Annotated in this window: 9 protein-coding genes; 7 read left to right on the top strand and 2 right to left on the bottom strand. The window is 65.8% G+C overall.

What is annotated here, in order from left to right; all coding sequences use genetic code 11:
* Positions 1-59 precede the first annotated feature (59 nt).
* The 7 genes from ACEN8G_RS12615 to ACEN8G_RS12585 all read left to right on the top strand — a co-directional run bounded on the left by ACEN8G_RS12615 (position 60) and on the right by ACEN8G_RS12585 (position 15,051).
* The gene (locus ACEN8G_RS12615) at positions 60-2,474 is read left to right on the top strand and encodes a GH92 family glycosyl hydrolase (protein WP_413414420.1); all 2,415 of its coding nucleotides are present in this window, start codon (positions 60-62) and stop codon (positions 2,472-2,474) included.
* 11 nt (positions 2,475-2,485) lie between these two features.
* Positions 2,486-4,480 carry a glycoside hydrolase family 2 protein gene (locus ACEN8G_RS12610; protein ID WP_413414419.1) on the top strand — a complete coding sequence of 665 codons (1,995 nt, stop codon included), beginning with the start codon at positions 2,486-2,488 and terminating at the stop codon, positions 4,478-4,480.
* Positions 4,481-4,641: 161 nt separating this feature from the next.
* A complete protein-coding gene (locus tag ACEN8G_RS12605; protein ID WP_413414418.1) occupies positions 4,642-7,623 on the top strand; it encodes a TonB-dependent receptor in 2,982 nt (993 codons plus the stop codon).
* 167 nt (positions 7,624-7,790) lie between these two features.
* The gene (locus ACEN8G_RS12600) at positions 7,791-8,843 is read left to right on the top strand and encodes a glycoside hydrolase family 43 protein (protein ID WP_413414417.1); all 1,053 of its coding nucleotides are present in this window, start codon (positions 7,791-7,793) and stop codon (positions 8,841-8,843) included.
* Between the two features lie 146 nt (positions 8,844-8,989).
* Positions 8,990-11,251, top strand: a complete 2,262-nt coding sequence (locus ACEN8G_RS12595) for a GH92 family glycosyl hydrolase (protein ID WP_413414448.1) — start codon at positions 8,990-8,992, stop codon at positions 11,249-11,251.
* A 21-nt stretch (positions 11,252-11,272) separates the two neighbouring features.
* Complete coding sequence (locus ACEN8G_RS12590) at positions 11,273-12,712, top strand: glycoside hydrolase family 125 protein (RefSeq protein WP_413414416.1); 1,440 nt, start codon at positions 11,273-11,275, stop codon at positions 12,710-12,712.
* 17 nt (positions 12,713-12,729) lie between these two features.
* Positions 12,730-15,051 carry a GH92 family glycosyl hydrolase gene (locus tag ACEN8G_RS12585; RefSeq protein ID WP_413414415.1) on the top strand — a complete coding sequence of 774 codons (2,322 nt, stop codon included), beginning with the start codon at positions 12,730-12,732 and terminating at the stop codon, positions 15,049-15,051.
* Between the two features lie 384 nt (positions 15,052-15,435).
* On the opposite strand, the gene ACEN8G_RS12580 is transcribed toward ACEN8G_RS12585, so the two are convergent.
* Together ACEN8G_RS12580 and ACEN8G_RS12575 are read right to left on the bottom strand one after the other, a co-directional pair.
* Complete coding sequence (locus ACEN8G_RS12580) at positions 15,436-16,659, bottom strand: ROK family transcriptional regulator (protein WP_413414414.1); 1,224 nt, start codon at positions 16,657-16,659, stop codon at positions 15,436-15,438.
* A gap of 26 nt (positions 16,660-16,685) precedes the next feature.
* Positions 16,686-18,014, bottom strand: coding sequence for a sugar porter family MFS transporter (locus ACEN8G_RS12575; RefSeq protein WP_413414413.1), 1,329 nt, complete (start codon positions 18,012-18,014; stop codon positions 16,686-16,688).
* Positions 18,015-18,158: the final 144 nt, after the last annotated feature.

Raw genomic sequence — 18,158 nt, 5'->3', positions numbered from 1 at the left:
CGCCGGATAAGGCGGCACGGGAAAATGAGCGGCGCGGACCGCTTGCTTGGAGAGGGTGAATGGGGTTTTCCAACCTGCGGCCCAAGGATCGCGCGTGTCGCCGCGCGATCGGCATTGTTGCGTGCAGTCGCGTCGCGCGCTTCGTTGCGCTGGCCGGCGCTACGTCCTTGCTGGGCATCGCATCGGGCATCGCGCAGACTGCCGCTAGCGGGGACGAGGCGCGCGCGCCCGTCGATATCGCCAATCCGCTGGTCGGCACGGCACCGCTCGACAAGCCTGAGTTCATCGGCAACGCGCCGCCTGCGGGCGAGCCGCTCTATTCGGGCCTGACTTCGCCCGGCGCCCGCTTGCCGCACAGCGCTGTCGAGGCTGCGCCGGTCAATTCGAACGTCGAGCTCAGCTATCCCTGGGGCGTCGCCACCCCCTATTACTACACCAATCCCACGATGATCGGCTTCACGGGCGGTGGCGGTCCCACCTATGGCGCGCGCGCCACGCCGATGCTGATGCCGATCGTCGGCGACTGGACGGTGCCGCCGGTCTATACCGAGGCATATTACGACAAGGCACACGAGGTCGCGGCGCCGGGCTATTATTCGGTGTTCCTCGACAGCTTCAAGACCAGGGTGGAGCTGACCGCGACCCAGGCGACATCGATGATGCGCTTCACCTTCCCGGCGACCGAGCGCGCGCATGTCATCCTGAACCTGCAGGGACGGGGCGGCCAGGTCGAAGTGGTCGGCGACCGGACGGTGCGCGGCATCATCGGCGCGCACCGCGACAATGATGCGCGCGACGGAAGCTATTTCGTCGCGGAGTTCTCCAAGCCGTTCAAGCGCTTCGGCACCTTCCGCAAGGCGCCCGGCAACGCCCGCGGCTATGGCATCGGCGACAAGGACGTGCAGCCGGATACTCGGCAGATCGAAGGCGCGTTCGCCGGCAGCTATGCCGATTTCACGACGCGTGACGGCGAGCAGGTGCTGGTCCGCATCGCCTATGGTCCGAGCTACGAAGCGGCCACGAAGCGGCTGCGCGAGGAGAGCCCGGGCTGGAATTTCGACCGTATCCGCGGTGCCGCGCGTGCCGAATGGGCGAAGCTGCTCGACCGCGTCCAGGTGAGCGGCGGCACCGAGAAGCAGCGCATGCTGTTCTATTCGACATTGTTCCAGTCCTTTGCCAGCCCGCGGCTGGTGGCGCGCAAGGGCGAGCATTTCACCGATACCAACGGCAAGACCCAGGTCGCCAGCTATGACCGCTATGGCCCGGTGCCTTTCTGGGATACCGGCCGCAACCAGATCGTGCTGCTCGAACTGCTCGAGCCCGAGCTGACCCGCGACGTGATGCAGTCCGAGCTGGATATGGCCCGTGAGCGCGGGTTCATGAACACCTCGTTCCACGGCGACAATGCGGTGTTCCTCTATCTGGGCGCAATGCGGCGCGGCATCGAGTTCGACTATGCGTCGGCCTACGAATTCCTCCGCAAGAACGCGCTGGACCCCAAGGGGCCGCGCCATTTCCTCGACGAATATATGGCGCGCGGCTGGATCTCGGATGTAGTGCCGGATCGCAACCCGAGCCCGCCCCATGCCGGTGGCAAGGCGGGTGCAGCCAAGACGCTCGAATATGCCTGGGACGATGCCGCGCTCGCCGATATGGCCGATCGGCTGGGCAAGCCGCAGGACGCCGCGCTGTTCCGCAAGCGCGCGGGCAACTGGCGCAACGTGTTCGACCGCTCGATCGGCTTCGTCCGGGGGCGGACCGAAGACGGCAAGTGGTTCACCCCCTTCGATCCGGCCGAGCCCTACTACAACCACATGATGAAGGAAGCCTCGGGCTGGTCGACCTTGTGGCTGGTGCCGCAGGACGTGCAGGGGCTGATCACTGCGCTGGGCGGCCGGGCGGCGTTCAACGCCAAGCTCGATGAATTCTTCACCAAGCCCTACAATCCCACCGGCATCTGCCGCGACTGCACCGGCGTGATCGGCCAGTATGTGCAGGGCAACCAGCCCGACCAGCAGGCACCCTATCTCTACGCCTGGAGCGGCCAGCCCTGGAAGACGCAGGAACTGTCGCGCCGGATTCTGCGCGATCTCTATGGCAGCGATGCCGCCGGCTATGGCTATCCCGGCATGGACGATCAGGGTGCGACTTCGTCCTGGTACGTGCTGAGCGCGATGGGCTTCTACACGGTCGATCCGGCGAGCGACGTCTATGTGCTGGGCAGCCCGCTCTTCGATCGCGCCGCGCTCAAGATGGGCAATGGCAAGACGTTCGAGATCGTCGCGAAGAACAACTCGGCGGCGAACCTCTACATCCAGTCCGCCACGCTGAACGGCAAGAAATGGACCCGGCCGTGGTTCCGTCACGCCGACATCGCGAACGGCGCCGTGCTGGAACTGACCATGGGCGCGAAGCCCAATCCGGCCTGGGGCAGCAGCCCGGCCGATGCGCCGCCCTCGCTGAGCCGGCACTGAGGAACTTGACTATGCGAACCCTGATGCTCGCCCTGCTGCTCTCCGGTGCAGCGACCGAGGCGCTGGCCCAGCAGGCGCCGGCTACCCGCGCGGACGCCACCTATACCGGCGGCGACATGATCACCCGCTGGGGCCGCGAGGTGACGCCCGACAACGCCTGGCGCAGCTATCCGCGCCCGCAGCTCGAGCGCGCGAAATGGCTGAACCTCAACGGCCAATGGGACTATGCCATCACCAGGGCGGCGGCGCCGATGCCGCAGCCGACGCAGATGGACGGCAAGATCCTTGTGCCCTTCGCGGTCGAATCCCGCCTGTCGGGCGTGGCGCGCAAGGTGCAGCCGGAGGATCGGATCTGGTATCGCCGCAGCTTCACCGTGCCCGCCGACTGGGCCGGGCAGAATGTTATGCTGAACTTCGGCGCGGTCGATTTCGAGGCGCATGTCTGGGTGAACGGCGCGGTCGTCGGGGCGCACAAGGGCGGATCGAGCCGCTTCGGCTTCGACGTCACCCCCTACCTCAAGCCCGGCGCCAACGAGCTGGTGGTGCAGGTGGCGGATCCGACCAGCGCCGGTAGCCAGCCGCGCGGCAAGCAACTGCTGAACCCGGACGGCATCTGGTACACGCCGGTCAGCGGCATCTGGCAGACGGTGTGGCTCGAGCCGGTGCCGGCGCTCCACATCGCCGATGTGCGCGCGACGCCGGACATCGACCGGGGCACGGTGGAGGTCGATGTCGCGCTCTCCGCCTGGGCGAGCGACACCGATGCGGTGCGCCTGAGCGTGCGCTCGCAGGGCAGGACGATCGGCTCGACGATCATCCGCGCCAATCGCCATGTCAGCATCGCGATCCCCGACGCGCATCTCTGGTCGCCCGAGGACCCGTTCCTTTACGACCTCGTCGCTGAGCTGGTCACGGTGCGCGATCCCTGGGTCGACAAGAAGGAGCGCGACCGCGCCGCCTATGACTCACGTTTCACGGTCGGCGAGGGCGCGGCCTATGCCGCGGCGCAAGTGGAGGGCGCCGCGCGCGACACCGCCAAGGCCTATTTCGCGATGCGCAAGGTCTCGGTCGGGCCGGGCAAGGTGCATGGCCAGCCGGCGCTGCTGCTCAACAACAAGCCCTATTTCCACAATGGCGTGCTCGATCAGGGCTGGTGGCCGGACGGGCTGCTGACCCCGCCTTCCGAAACCGCGATGCGCTATGACCTGGAGTTCCTCAAGAAGGCGGGCTTCAACATGGTCCGCAAGCACATCAAGGTCGAGCCGGACCGCTATTATTACGACGCCGATCGCATGGGCATGCTGATCTGGCAGGACATGCCCTCGGGCGGTGGCGAAGACCAGTTCCTCGCCGGCACCAGCCAGAGCCAGGCGGTGCTGTCGTCGGAGGTGATGGCGCAGCAGCAATTCGAACTGTCGAGCATGATCGGCGATTTGCGGGCATTTCCGTCGATAGTTTTGTGGGTGGTGAACAACGAGGGGTGGGGGCAATATGACTCCGCCACGCTCACCAAATTCGTGCGCGGCATGGACCCGAGCCGGCTGGTCAATTCGGACAGCGGCTGGCTCGACGTCGCGGGCCGCGATTCCGACGTGTTCGACATCCACACCTATGAGGACGTGCCGCACACCCCGGCCCGCCACAGCGACCGCGCCATCGTGCTCGGCGAATATGGCGGGGTGGGCTGGCCGATCGAGGGGCATCTGTGGCGCAACGACAAGCGCTGGAGCTACCAGGTCACCACCGACTCCAGCGACTATCTCGCCCGCTATCGCCGCAAGTTCGAGGAAGTGGTGCGCCAGGCGAAGGAGAATGGCCTGAGCGCCTCGGTCTACACCCAGACCACCGATGTGGAAGGCGAGATCAACGGCCTGCTCACCTATGACCGCGACGTGGCCAAGGCCCCGGCCGAGGCTTTCGCCCGGATGGCGGCGCCACTCTGGGACAAGCCCGCCGTTCCGCCGAAGGACGTGCCGCCGCCCAGGAAGCGCAAGCGCGGCTCATAAGGGCGCAAACGTGCAACAGCTGGTCGGGATAACGGGGCCAGTGCAACCGGATACAATTGACAAATTGATTTAAGTATTATGATTTCGGAGCGCCTCAAGGGAATAGCCGGGGCGCATAACACCGGGCCAGCCCTGGCCCGACTTGGAGAGGGAAATAGGGGATGACTTTTCGCGCACGAACGCCACTGGCTGGCCGTAACCGGCTGATGTGCCAGCTGCTCGCATCGGCGAGCTTCGCGATGATGATGGGTGGTGTCGCCCAGGCGCAGGACGCGGCCCCGGCCGGGCAGGATGCCGGCCAGGCGCAGCAGGATGCGGGAGCCCAAGGTGGCGACATCATCGTCACCGGCTATCGCGGCTCGATCGAGAAGAGTCTCAACCAGAAGCGTGAGGCCAACGCCTTTGTCGACGTGATCACGGCCGAGGACATCGGCAAGTTCCCCGACAAGAACGTCGCGGACTCGCTGCAGCGCGTGCCGGGCATCATCATCGACCGCGACGGCGGCGAAGGCAGCCGGGTCAGCATCCGCGGCCTCTCGTCCGACCTGACGCTGACCGAGCTCAACGGCAACTTCATCGCCTCGGCCGACAGCGGCGATCCCTCGCGCTCGTTCAACTATCTGCTGCTGCCCTCGACGCTGATCGGCAGCGTGGAAGTGTTCAAGTCGCCGGAGGCGCGCCTCGACGAAGGCGGCGTGGGCGGCGTGATCATCAACCACACCCGCAAGCCGTTCGACCTCAAGCCCTGGTCGGGCACGGTGTCGGTCGAGGGTACCTATGCCGACGTCACCAAGAAGATCGAGCCGAACGTCTCCGGCCTGCTTTCCTGGCACAACGAGGACAAGACGCTCGGCTTCCTGGTCGGTGCGACCTATCAGGTGCGCACCAACCGCTCGCTGAGCGCGTCGGGCGACAGCTGGCAGTGGTGGACCGACAGCAAGGCCAGCCAGCCCGCGGTCGACGTCAACGGCAAGCCCTTCGCCAATGATTCCGCGATCTCCTACTGGAACAGCGGCAACAATGCCGGCCAGACGACGCAGGGCGGCACGCATTACAGCGGCTATTGGGCGCCCCAGTCGGTCGCCGAGACGATCACCGATCAGAAGCGCAAGCGGCTGGGCATCCAGGCGACGGCGCAGATGAAGCCGTTCGACAATTTCGAGGTCACCGCCAACTATTTCCGCTTCCAGCTGAACGGCGACTATACCCGCAGCACGATCAAGATCCCCGAATGGGGCTTCGGCAATTTCTTCACCGGCGCGACGTTCGACGAGAGCGGCACGATCCTCACCGGTGCGAAGTTCGAGGTTCCGCCCGAGGGCACCGGCTGCCGCGTTCCGGGCAACATGTGCACGATGGAAACCCCGGCGCCGCAGGACACCTATGTCCGCGAGAAGAGCGTCTCCAACACCTATGATGTGCGCGGCAACTGGGAAGTCGGCCACCTCAATGTCGACTTCGTGTTCGGCAAGACCAAGGCGACCGGCGGCCCGTCGTTCCAGTTCTTCGCCCAGGCCAAGCCGCGCAACGGCACGGTCAACGGCAATGCGCTGAGCGCCTGGAACTTCACCGATCAGTCGATCGCGATGCAGTTCTCGCCCAACGTGATCCAGAACATGCTGAACGGCGTGGCCCAGATCGATCTGGGCTCGACCGGCTCGGGCTTCACCAACAGCTCGATCTCGCAGCGTTATGCGCAGGTCGATGTCACCCGGAAGTTCGACTCGCCCTTCTTCGACTCGATCCAGGTCGGTGCGAAGTGGCGCGACGGCCGCGTCCACCGCGAGACCGGCCGCTTCGAATGGTATTCGGACGCGGCGAACACGCTGCGCTTCCAGGATACGCCGGGCGGCGCGCTGGCCAAGCCGGAGATCTTCTACCCGGGCTCGCTCAGCAACATCGCCGGCGGGTTCGAGACGACGGCCTTCCCGGCGATCAACATCCGCAAGTATATCGACTATCTGAACGCGACCTATAGCGGTCCGGTCCGCGTGCCCGAGCCGCAGAACATCTACAACATCAAGGAGCGGATCTGGGCCGGCTACGGCCAGCTCAACTTCAAGACGAGCAACATCCGCGGCAATATCGGCGTGCGCGTGGTCAACACCAAGCAGGACGGCACCTCGACCGATCGTATCACCTACGAGAACGAATATTGCGTCAATGGACCGGGCGGCCCGTTCGATCCGAACAAGCCGGTGGGCGCCGACGGCAATTGCACGGTGATCCCGGAGGCGCAGCGCCAGGTCCGCCTGTTCAGCCCGAACTCGGAGGGCAAGAGCTACACCGACGTGCTGCCGAGCTTCAACATCTCGTGGGACGTGACCCCGAACCTGCTGCTGCGTGCTGCAGCGTCGAAGGTCATCGCGCGGCCGGGCTATGGCGATCTGGCGGGCGCACGCTCGCTGACCTTCAACTCGGATCCGTTCGTGTTCGACCGTGCGCAGTTCGGTGCCCGCGCCGGCTGGTTCGGCAATGGCGGCAATTTCGACCTGAAGCCGTTCAACGCCTGGCAGTATGATTTCGGCGTGGAATGGTATTTCCAGCGCGGCTCGGTGCTGGGTGCGACCCTGTTCCGCAAGGACGTGAAGGACTTCATCGTTCCGGTGGTGATCGACCTTCCGCAGGAAGTCGCCGGCCAGACCGTGACGGTGCAGCAGTACGCCACCCAGGCCAATGGCACGAGCGCGGTGTCGCAGGGTGTCGAGGTCTATGCCCAGCACACGCTGGACTTCGGCCTCGGCGCGCAGGTGAACTTCACCTATAACGACACCTCGCAGGCCGATGTGTCGCTGAACGGCACCAAGCTCGGTGAATCGGCCCTGGTCGGCAGCGCCAAGACCCAGATCAATGCGTCGATCTTCTACGAGCATGGCCCGGTGCTGGTCCGCGCTTCGTACAATCGCCGCGGCGAAGTGGTGCGCGGCCTGTCGTCCGGCCTCAACGTCTATGACGATCCGTATGAGCAGGTCGATCTCAACGCTGCGGTCGATGTGTTCAAGAACTTCCAGATCACCGGCTCGGTCATCAACCTGACCAAGTCGGAACAGCGCCAGCACCTGGGCAACGACACGAAGGACCGCTTCATCTCGAACGTCTATTCGGGCCGCCGCTTCTACATGGGCCTGGCGTACAAGTTCTGATCATCGAATGAGTCAGCCCCCTGACTCAGGAGGTGGCCCATCCTCCCCCCGGGCCACCTCCACCCCTTGATCGGGAGCAGGGACGAGGACGACAATCATGCAGCCGCCGGATTCTTCGGAACCCGGCGGCACGTGAATTCGGGGTGGATGGAAAAGGGGATTGTCGCGTGAACAAGATCCGGGCCGGCATCATCGCCGCCACCGCCATGCTGGGGGCGGGCATCGCCTGGGCGCAGAACCCGATCGTGCCGGGCTGGTATGCCGATCCCGAGATCCGCGTATTCGGCGGGAAATATTGGATCTACCCGACCTATTCCGACGATTATGGCACCCCCGACGTGACCAAGCGCTTCACGCCGCACCAGACGGAATTGCGCAAGCAGAAGACGGTGCGCCCGTCCTATGTGCAGCAGACCTTCTTCAATGCCTTCTCGTCACCCGATCTGGTCCACTGGACCAAGCACCGCCATGTGCTCGACGTCGAGAATGTCGCCTGGGCGGGCTATGCGATCTGGGCCCCCTCCGTGCTCGAGCACAAGGGACGCTACTACATGTTCTTCAGCGCCAACGACATCCAGAGCGATGCGGAGGTGGGCGGCATCGGCCTGGCGGTTTCGGACAAGCCGGGCGGGCCGTTCAAGGATGCGCTGGGCAAGCCGCTGATCGGCAAGTTCCACAATGGCGCGCAGCCGATCGACCCGTTCGTCTACCGCGACGACGACGGCAAGGTGTACCTGTTCTACGGCGGCTGGAAGCATTGCAACGTCGTGCAGCTGAGCGACGACCTGCGCTCGGTCGTGCCCTTCGCGGACGGCAGCACCTACAAGGAAATCACGCCGCCCGGCTATGTCGAGGGATCGTTCCTGATCAAGCGCAAGGGCGTCTATTACCTGATGTGGTCGGAGGGCGGCTGGACCGGCCCGGACTATAGCGTCGCCTATGCGACGGGGCCGACCGCGCTCGGGCCGTTCACGCCCAAGGGCAAGATCCTCCAGCAGGACTTCAAGATCGCACGCGGCGCGGGCCATCATTCGGTGGTCAACGTGCCGGGTACCGACGACTGGTACATCGTCTATCATCGCCGCCCGCTGGGCAACGACAAGGGCGAGCATCGCGAGATGGCGATCGATCGGATGGAATTCGCCGCGGACGGCGCGATCAAGCCGGTGGTGATGACGAACGAAGGCGTGACACCGCGGCCGTTCAAGGCGGCGCGGTGAGATCGGACCGACCTTTCAAATCCTGTACAATGGCCTCTAGGGGGAGACCCGCGTTGAAGACCTTCATTCCCGCGCTGCGGCGCACCGTCGCGCTGCTCGTCAGCACCGCGCTGATCGCACCGGCGCCCCTGCTCGTGGCGCCGGCGATGGCGCAGAGCGCGGAGCCCGCGCTCGTCGACCTGATCAACCCGCTGATGGGCACCGACAGCAGCTATGAGCTGTCCTATGGCAACACCTATCCGGCGGTGGCGGTGCCCTGGGGCATGAACTTCTGGACGCCGGTCACCGGCAAGATGGGCGATGGCTGGGGCTACACCTACAGCGCGCACAAGATCAACGCGATCAAGCAGACCCACCAGCCCAGCCCGTGGATGAACGACTATGCCGCGTTCGGCCTCTTCGCCGAGACCGGGCCGCTCAAGGTCAAGGAGAATGAGCGCGCGTCCTGGTACAGCCACAAGGCCGAGGATGCCCGCGCCTATGGCTACAAGGTCTATCTCGCCGATTATGACGTGACCGCCGAGGTCACGCCGACCAACCGCGCCGCCAGCTTCCGCTTCACCTTCCCCAAGTCCGACGACGCGCACATCCTGATCGACGGCTATGCCGGCGGATCGATGGTGAAGATCGACGCCGCGAACCGCCGCATCATCGGCTATGTCCGCAACAACCACGGCGGCGTGCCGGACAATTTCCACAGCTATTTCGTCGCGCAGTTCGACAAGGACTTCGAAGTCACCCGCACCTGGGACGACAATGGCCAGGTCTCGGGCGCCAACGCCAGCGAAGGCGATCATGTCGGCGCGGTGGTCAGCTTCAAGACGCGCGCGGGCGAGCAGGTGAGCGTCAAGGTCGCCTCGTCCTTCATCAGCCCCGAACAGGCCGCGCTCAATCTCGATCGCGAGATCGGCAAGGACAGCTTCGACCAGACCCGCGCCAAGGCGCGCGACACCTGGGAGAAGGAGCTCGCCAAGGTCCAGGTGAGCGATCCGAACCTCGACAATCGCCGCACCTTCTATTCGGCGATGTACCGCATGCTGCAGTTCCCGCGCATGTTCCACGAGGTCAATGCGGCCGGAAAGACCGTCCACTACAGCCCCTATGACGGCAAGGTGCACGACGGCTTCCTCTACACCGACAACGGCTTCTGGGACACGTGGCGCGCGGTCTTCCCCTGGTTCGCGCTGATGAACCCGGAGCGCGACAGCGAGATCATGCAGGGGCTGGTCAACACCTACAAGGAATCCGGCTGGCTGCCCGAATGGGCGAGCCCGGGGCACCGCGACGTGATGATCGGCTCGAACTCGGCGAACCTGATCGCCGACGCCTATCTGAACGGTGTGCGCGGCTTCGACGTCGAGACCTTGTACGAGGCGATGGTCAAGAACGCGACCACCTCGGAGGGCCGTCCGAAGGACAAGCGCGGCCGTACGGTCGGCGCGGTGGGTCGCGAGGGCGTCGAATATTACAACAAGCTCGGCTATGTCCCCTATGACGTGGGCATCAACGAGAATGCCGCGCGCACCCTCGAATATGCCACCGCCGACTTCTCGCTCTCCCGCCTCGCCGCCGCGCTGGGCAAGGCCGAGGACGCAAAGAAATACGCCGCCCAGGCGCAGAACTACCGCAAGCTGTTCGACCAGGAGAGCGGCTGGATGCGCGGCCGCAACCAGGACGGCAGCTGGTCCAAGCCGTTCAATCCCTACAAATGGGGCGACGCCTTCACCGAGGGCAATTCGCTGCATTACAGCTGGTCGGTGATGCAGGACGTGCAGGGCCTGATCGACCTGATGGGCGGGGACAGGAAGTTCGTGGACCGGCTGGACTCGATCTTCTCGACCCGGCCGATCTTCGACGACAGCTATTACGGCCAGGTGATCCACGAGATCCGCGAGATGCAGATCGTCAACATGGGCCAGTATGCCCATGGCAACCAGCCGATCCAGCACATGATCTACCTCTACGACTGGGCCGGCCAGCCGTGGAAGGCGCAGGCGCATGTCCGCGACGTGATGAAGAAGCTCTATTCGGCAGCACCTGACGGCTATCCGGGCGACGAGGACAATGGCCAGACCTCGGCCTGGTACGTCTTCTCGGCGCTCGGCTTCTATCCGGTGACCCCGACGGTGGGGCAGTACGCGATCGGCAGCCCGCTGTTCCGCAATGTCCGACTGACCATGCCGGGCGGCAAGCTGCTCAACATCGAGTCCGCCAACAACAGCGACAGGAACGTCTACATCCAGTCGGTCACCCTCAACGGCAAGGCGCACGACAAGCCCTGGTTCTCGCGCGAGGAGCTGCAGGCCGGCGGCACGCTGCGCTTCGTGATGGGGCCGGTGCCGAACACCAAATGGGGCATCGCGAAAGCCAATGCGCCCTTCTCGATGAGCGCGCCCGCGACGCGCTGAAGAACAGGACAGGAGATAGACATGCAGCGTCGCGAGATGATGATGGGGGCAGGGGCGTTGGCGATGTCGGCGGCCCTGCCGGTGCGGGCCTTGGCAACGGTGGGGCAGGCGGAGGGCTTCGTCTCGAAGCGCCCGCCGGTCGCGCAGCGCGGTTTCGTCAGCAAGGCGGTGGAGGCCGAGATCAAGGCGGTGAAGGCGAAGATCGCCGACCCGGAGCTCGCCTGGCTGTTCGAGAATTGCTACCCGAACACGCTCGACACCACGGTCAAGCTCGGCATTGTGGACGGCAAGCCCGACACCTTCGTCATCACCGGCGACATCGACGCGATGTGGCTGCGCGACAGTTCGGCCCAGCTCCAGACCTATGTCCACCTCACGCCCAAGGATGCCGATCTGCGCCGCGTCTTCCAGGGCGCGATCCAGCGCCAGGCGCGCTGCATCCTGATCGATTCCTATGCGAACGCGTTCACGCCCGACCCGACCGCCAAGTCGAACCTCTCGGCGATCAACGACCGGACCGACATGAAGCCCGGTGTCGCCGAGCGGAAATGGGAGATCGACTCGCTCGCCTATACGATGCGCCTCGCCCACAGCTACTGGACCGCGACGCGCGACAAGACGCCGTTCGACGCGCTCTGGACGCAGGGTGCTGCGCGGGCGGTGGCGACCTTCCGCGAGCAGCAGCGCAAGGACGGCCCCGGGCCGTATCATTTCCAGCGCGTCGATCCCTCGCCGACCGAGACGTTGATGTTCGGCGGCTATGGCGCCCCCACGCGCAAGGTCGGGCTGATCCATTCCGGCTTCCGTCCCTCGGACGACGCCTGTGTCTTCCCCTTCCTGATCCCGTCGAACCTGTTCGCGGTCTCCGCGCTCAGGATGCTCGCCCAGGTCCATAACGAGGCCCGCGGCGACACCGCGGCCGCGCAGGATGCGCTGGCCCTCGCCACCGAAGTCCAGGCCGCGCTCGATGCGCATGGCAAGATGCCGGACGGCAAGGGCGGCCAGGTCTGGGCCTTCGAAGTCGACGGCTATGGCAATGCCATCTTCATGGACGACGCCAATGTCCCGAGCCTGTCGGGCCTGCCGCTGCTCGGCGCCGCCGACAAGCGCGATCCGCTCTATGTCCGAACCGCCGCGCTCGCCTGGTCCGAGCGCAACCCCTATTTCTTCAAGGGCAAGTTCGGCGAGGGGATCGGCGGCCCGCATATCGGCATGGACATGATCTGGCCGATGTCGCTGATCACCCGCGCCCTCATCCATGACGACGACGCGACGGTGATGCAGTGCCTCAAATGGCTAAAGGCCTCGCATGGCGGCACCGGCTTCATGCATGAGAGCTTCCACAAGGACGATCCCGCCAACTTCACGCGCAGCTGGTTCGCCTGGGCCAACGGCCTGTTCGGCGACCTGATCCTCGACATCGCCAGGCGCAAGCCCGCGCTGCTCGCCCAGAAGATCTAGGAAGAGTAAGAGACCCCATGATCACCGCAAATCGCCGCCAGCTGCTCGCCGGAGCCGGCACCCTCGCCCTCGGCACCGCGCTGCCGCATGTAGCCGGCGCCCAGGGCGCGGCAGGGCCGGGCAAGCCCAATCTGTTCATCGGCACCGGCGGGCATGGCCACACCTTCCCGGGCGCGTCGCTGCCCTTCGGCATGGCCCAGCTCAGCCCCGATACCGACAATGCCCGCTGGGATGCCTGCTCCGGCTATCACCGCAGCGACACGTCGATCATGGGCTTCTCGCACACCCACCTGTCGGGCACCGGCATCGGCGACATGCTCGACGTGCTGGTGGTGCCGACCCGCGGGCCGCTGCAGCTCGATCCGGGCACGCTCGAGAACCCGGACCTGGGCTATCGCCAGCGCTTCTCCGAGGAAGCGGCAGAGCCCGGCTATTACCGGGTGAAGCTCGAAAGCGGCGTGCTTGCCGAGCTGACCGTCACCGAGCGCACCGGCCTGCACCGCTATCATTTCCCTGCGGGCGCCGGGCACATCCTGATCGACTTCGCGCACATGATCCGCGACGTGTGGGACAAGGGCGTCACGCTCGACAATGCCTCGCTCGCGATCGACGCGAACGGCGTGCTCACCGGCAGCCGCCGGGTGCACCGCTGGGCCAAGGGGCGGATGATCCACTTCGCGATGCAGCTGTCGCGCAAGCCCGACCGCGTCGAGTTCTTCGGCGACGACAACAAGCCGGCGGCGAAGGGCGCCCGGTCGATCGCCGGCAACCGCCTGAAGGTCGTCCTGTTCTTCGACGAGGCCGGCGGCGCGCCGATCCAGATCAAGACCGGCATCTCCGCAGTGGACATCGCCGGTGCCAAGGCAGCGTTGGCCGAAGAGGCGCCGGGCTGGAATTTCGATGGTGCGGCAAGCAAGGCACGGCGCCTCTGGGCCAAGGAGCTCGACCGGGTCCGCGTCTCGGGCGGCACCGAAGACCAGCGCACGATCCTGACCAGCGCGCTCTATCACTGCTTCCTCGCGCCGACGCTCTTCACCGATCGCGACGGTCGCTATGTCGGCATGGACCAGCAGGTCCATAATGTGCCGGCGGGCGAGGCATCGTTCAGCACCTATTCGCTGTGGGACACCTATCGCGCGCTGCACCCGCTGCTCACTTTGGTGCAGCCCGATCGCGCCGCCACCTTCACCCGTGACCTGATCCGCCAGACCCAGCAGAGCCCCTATGGCCCGCCGGTCTGGCAGCTCCAGGGGATCGAGACCGGCTGCATGATCGGCTGGCACTCGGTCTCGGTGCTGGCCGAGGCGCATGCCAAGGGCATCAAGGCCGATTACGCCGCCGCCTGGCCGAACATCCGCCGCCGCGCCTTCGATCGCACCTTCAAGGACAGCGACGGCTCGCTCGGCCGCGGCTATTATTACGACCTCGGCTATATCCCGGCCGACAAGATCTGGGAGTCGGTCAGCCGCACCCAGGAATATGCCTATGACGACTGGGCGATGGCAGTGCTGGCCGATGCGGCGGGCGCGAAGGACGATGCCGCGGCGCTGCGCAAGCGCAGCCTCAACTATCGCAACGTGCTCGACGCCTCGACGCGCTTCGCCCGCCCGAAATTCTCGGACGGCAGCTGGTGGACCAATTACGACCCGATCCAGATCGGCCACGACGTGAAGAAGCACCGCGATTACACCGAGGCGAATGGCTGGCAGGCGACCTTCCTCAACCAGCATGACGTGCACGGCCTGATCGCGCATTTCGGTGGTGACACGGCGTTCGTGGAAAAGCTCGATGCGCTGTTCAACGCGCCCTCGACGCTGCCCGACAATGCGCCGCCGGACATCTCCGGTCTGGTCGGCCAGTACGCGCACGGCAACGAGCCGAACCACCACGTCGCCTATCTCTACGCCTATGCCGGCGCCCCGGCGAAGACCCAAGCGATGGTCCGCCGCCTGTGCCTGGAGATGTACAAGAACGATCCGGACGGCGAGATCGGTAATGACGATTGCGGCCAGATGAGCGCCTGGTTCGTCTTCTCGGCGCTGGGCTTCTATCCGGTCGATCCGGTCAGCGCGTTCTACGTGTTCGGCTCGCCGCTGTTCGACCGTGTCGAGGTCGCGCTGGGCGGCGGCAGGACGCTGCGCGTGACCGCGAACGGCAATGCCGCCGACCGTCCGTACATCCAGTCGGTGCGCTGGAACGGCAAGCCCTGGACGAAGAACTGGATCGCCCATGCCGACCTCGCAAAGGGCGGCGAGCTGGTCTTCGAGATGGGTGACAAGCCGTCGAGCTTCGGTACCGCCAAGGCCGATCGCCCGCCCTCGTTCGGACACGCTGGTTAGCTCACTCTTCCAGTTCCCCGGCAAAAGCCGGGGCCCAGGGTAACAAAGCGAGACAGCAGAGAAAACCTGGGCCCCGGCTTTCGCCGGGGCGCAGCTAAATCACCTGAGGGCGGCCTGCCGCCGAGGTGGCGGGGCGCGCGTGATAGCCAACGGCAATGAGGTGGATCACCCACCCTCGTTCGGGCGGCCGGTGGGCTAAGCAATGCTTTTCACCGTCATCCCCGCGAAGGCGGGGATCCAGGGTCAAAAGCTATGGTGGCGAGGCTCGCATTGGCTTCTCCGGCAAGCGACAGCAGGGATTCTGCGCTTGTCGCTAGCTACCCTGGATCCCCGCCTTCGCGGGGATGACGGAAGTAATTTGGCAGGCTGGTACGGGCTCGCCCCCTAACCGTCGATCCCGTCCATCTCCACATCGGCACTGCCCTGTGCCTTCCACAGCGCGCCCGGCTTGGGCAGCAGGAAGTGGCTGAACGGCAGGATTGCCGCGCCCACTGCCGGGGCGTCCTCCGAAAGCGCGGCGCGGGCTACCGGCGCCACCGCTGGCAGTTGCGGTGCGCGCTCGCGCATCAGCGCATCGGTGCGCGCCGCCAGCGCGTCGAGCTGCGCGGTGGGCAGGCGCCCGCCGAGCAGCACCACCGCCGGGTTGATCAGGCAGTTCACCGCGTCGAGCGGCACGGTGAGCTGGTGCGCGGCGCGCTCGGTCCAGTCGGCGATGCAATGCTGCACCGAAGCCTCCGGCGTGCGGCCCCGCGCATCGGCCAGGCTGTGCCCGGCCGCCTCGAGGCAGCGGGTCAGGCCGGAGAGCGAGACCAGCGACTGGATCTGTTCGCCCGTCTCCCCCTGCGCGCGCATGAAGCCCAGCTCGCCGCTGCGCCCGTCCGCGCCGCGGATATAGGTGCCGTCGATCACCAGGCCGCCGCCCAGGCCGGAGGAGAGCAGGATGTAGAAGAAGCTGTTGTTGCTCTGGCCGTGTCCGAGCTGCATCTCGCCCATCGCGGCGGCGGCGGCGTCGTTCTCGACGAACACCGGCAGGTCGAACGGCTCGTCGAACAGCGCGGCGATGTCCGTCTGTTCCCAATCGGCATAATTGGCCGGGCGGCCCGGCAGGTCGACCAGCCCGAGATCGTCGGGCATCGCCACGCCCAGGCCGACGACCTTGGCCACGTCGACATCGGCGCGGCGCAGCATGTTGCGGATCGACCGGCGATAGAGCGCACGCACCTGGTCGGGCAGGGCGAAATCGACTTCCTCGGTGGTGCGCGTCAGCGTCTCGCCCGAGAAGTCGACCAGCACGATGGTGATGTGGTCGCGGTCGATGTTGACGCCGATCGAGTAGCAGGCGTCGCGCTTCACCACCAGGGCGGTCGGCGGCTGGCCGCGGCCGCCGCGGCGCTGGCCGGCTTCCTCGATCAGCCCGTCCTGCAGCAGCCGCTTGGTGATGTTGGCGATCGCCGGGCCGGTGAGCCCGGTGATCCGCGCCAGCTCGACGCGGGTCAGCGGCCCGAGCACGCGGATGGCGTGCAGCGTCACGCGCTGGTTGTGATCGGCGGCACGTTCGAGATTGGTGCCGGAAAGGCGCGGCCGGGCGCGGCGGGCAATGCTCGTCATGCCAGGCTCATTTCCATCACGTGTTCTCATTTCCCCTCAAGCGTTCCTTCCAGCCGCTCGAGCGAAATGCCGCGCGTTTCAGGGAAGTATCGCCAGACTATGACAAACTGCACCAGCATTGCAGCGGCGAACAGCCAGAATGGCAAGGCCTGCGTATATTGCGCAACTATCGGGAAGCCGAAAGCAAGAATTGCGTTCATGCCCCAATGCGTTGCACTGCCGATCGCCTGGCCGCGCGCGCGCACCGCGGTCGGAAATATTTCGGAAAGATAGACCCAGATCACCGCGCCTTGTGAAACCGCGAAGAACAGGATGAACGCGATCAGCGCCGGCAGCAGGAACATCTGTCCCTGGCCCAGCGTGTAGATCGTCGCGACCGCGGCGAGCGCCAGCGCGGTGCCTATCGCGCCGATCAGAAGGAGGAGCTTCCGCCCGACCCGGTCGATCACCGCGAGGCCGAGCAAGGTGGCGAGCAGGTTGGCGACGCCGATCGCCACTGCCTGCAGGTCCGCCGACACTGCGCTGAACCCCGCGGCGGCGAAGATGTCGCCCAGATAATAGAGGATCGCGTTGATGCCCGAGAGCTGGTTGAACAGCGCTAGCGCGATCGCGAGCAGGATCGGGCGGCGGTGGAGCGCCCAGCTGAGCCGGGCAGGGCTGCCGGGCGTGGTCGCGGCGGCGGTGAACTGGGCGAGGAGCCGCTCGGGGTCGCCCATCCGCAGCGTCCGGATCGCGGCACTCGCCTCGGCGATGCGGCCCTGCTGCGCCAGCCAGCGCGGGCTGTGCGGGATGCGCAGGAGCAGCAGCAGGAAGAGCAGGGCGGGGGCGGCGGCCACGGCCAGCTTGATCCGCCAGGCCAGGTCGCCGTCGATCGCGCGGGCGATCAGGAAGTTGCTCACATAGGCGGCGAGGATGCCGATCACGATGCTGAGCTGGAACAGCCCGACCAGCTGCCCGCGCCGCTCGGCGGGGCTGACTTCGGCGATATAAACAGGCGCCAGCACCGAGGAGCCGCCGATCGCGAGGCCGCCGATGAAGCGGAAGGCGACGAGCATCGCTAGTCCGCCCGCCACTGCCGATCCGATCGCCGAGACGATATAGGCGCCGGCGATCCAGTAGAGCATGGTGCGGCTGCCGAAGCGGTCGCCCGGCGGCCCGGCGCCGAGCGCGCCGACCAGCGTGCCGACCAGTGCGGCGGAGACTGCCGCGCCGAGCTCGGCTGCGCTCAGGTGGAAAGTATGGCGCAGGGCATCGGTGACGCCGGCGATCACTGCCGTGTCGAACCCGAACAACAGGCCGCCAAGGCTGGCGGCGCCCACGGCCGATCGATTGAGCGTGCTGGTTCCAGCTTCCATCGCAGACCCCTCTCCGGATCATTGAATTATCTAATTTGAAATATTAATGCAGACATCGCGTGTGAAAAGCAATGCGTACTGAAACACGCCAAGTTATTGCCGGGAGAGGGGAATGCAGTCGCAATCTGGTCCGAACGCAGCGAT

Source organism: Sphingomonas sp. Sphisp66, from assembly GCF_047324325.1.
Taxonomy (GTDB): Bacteria; Pseudomonadota; Alphaproteobacteria; order Sphingomonadales; family Sphingomonadaceae; genus Sphingomonas.
This window is presented reverse-complemented; position numbering and strand designations above follow the sequence as displayed.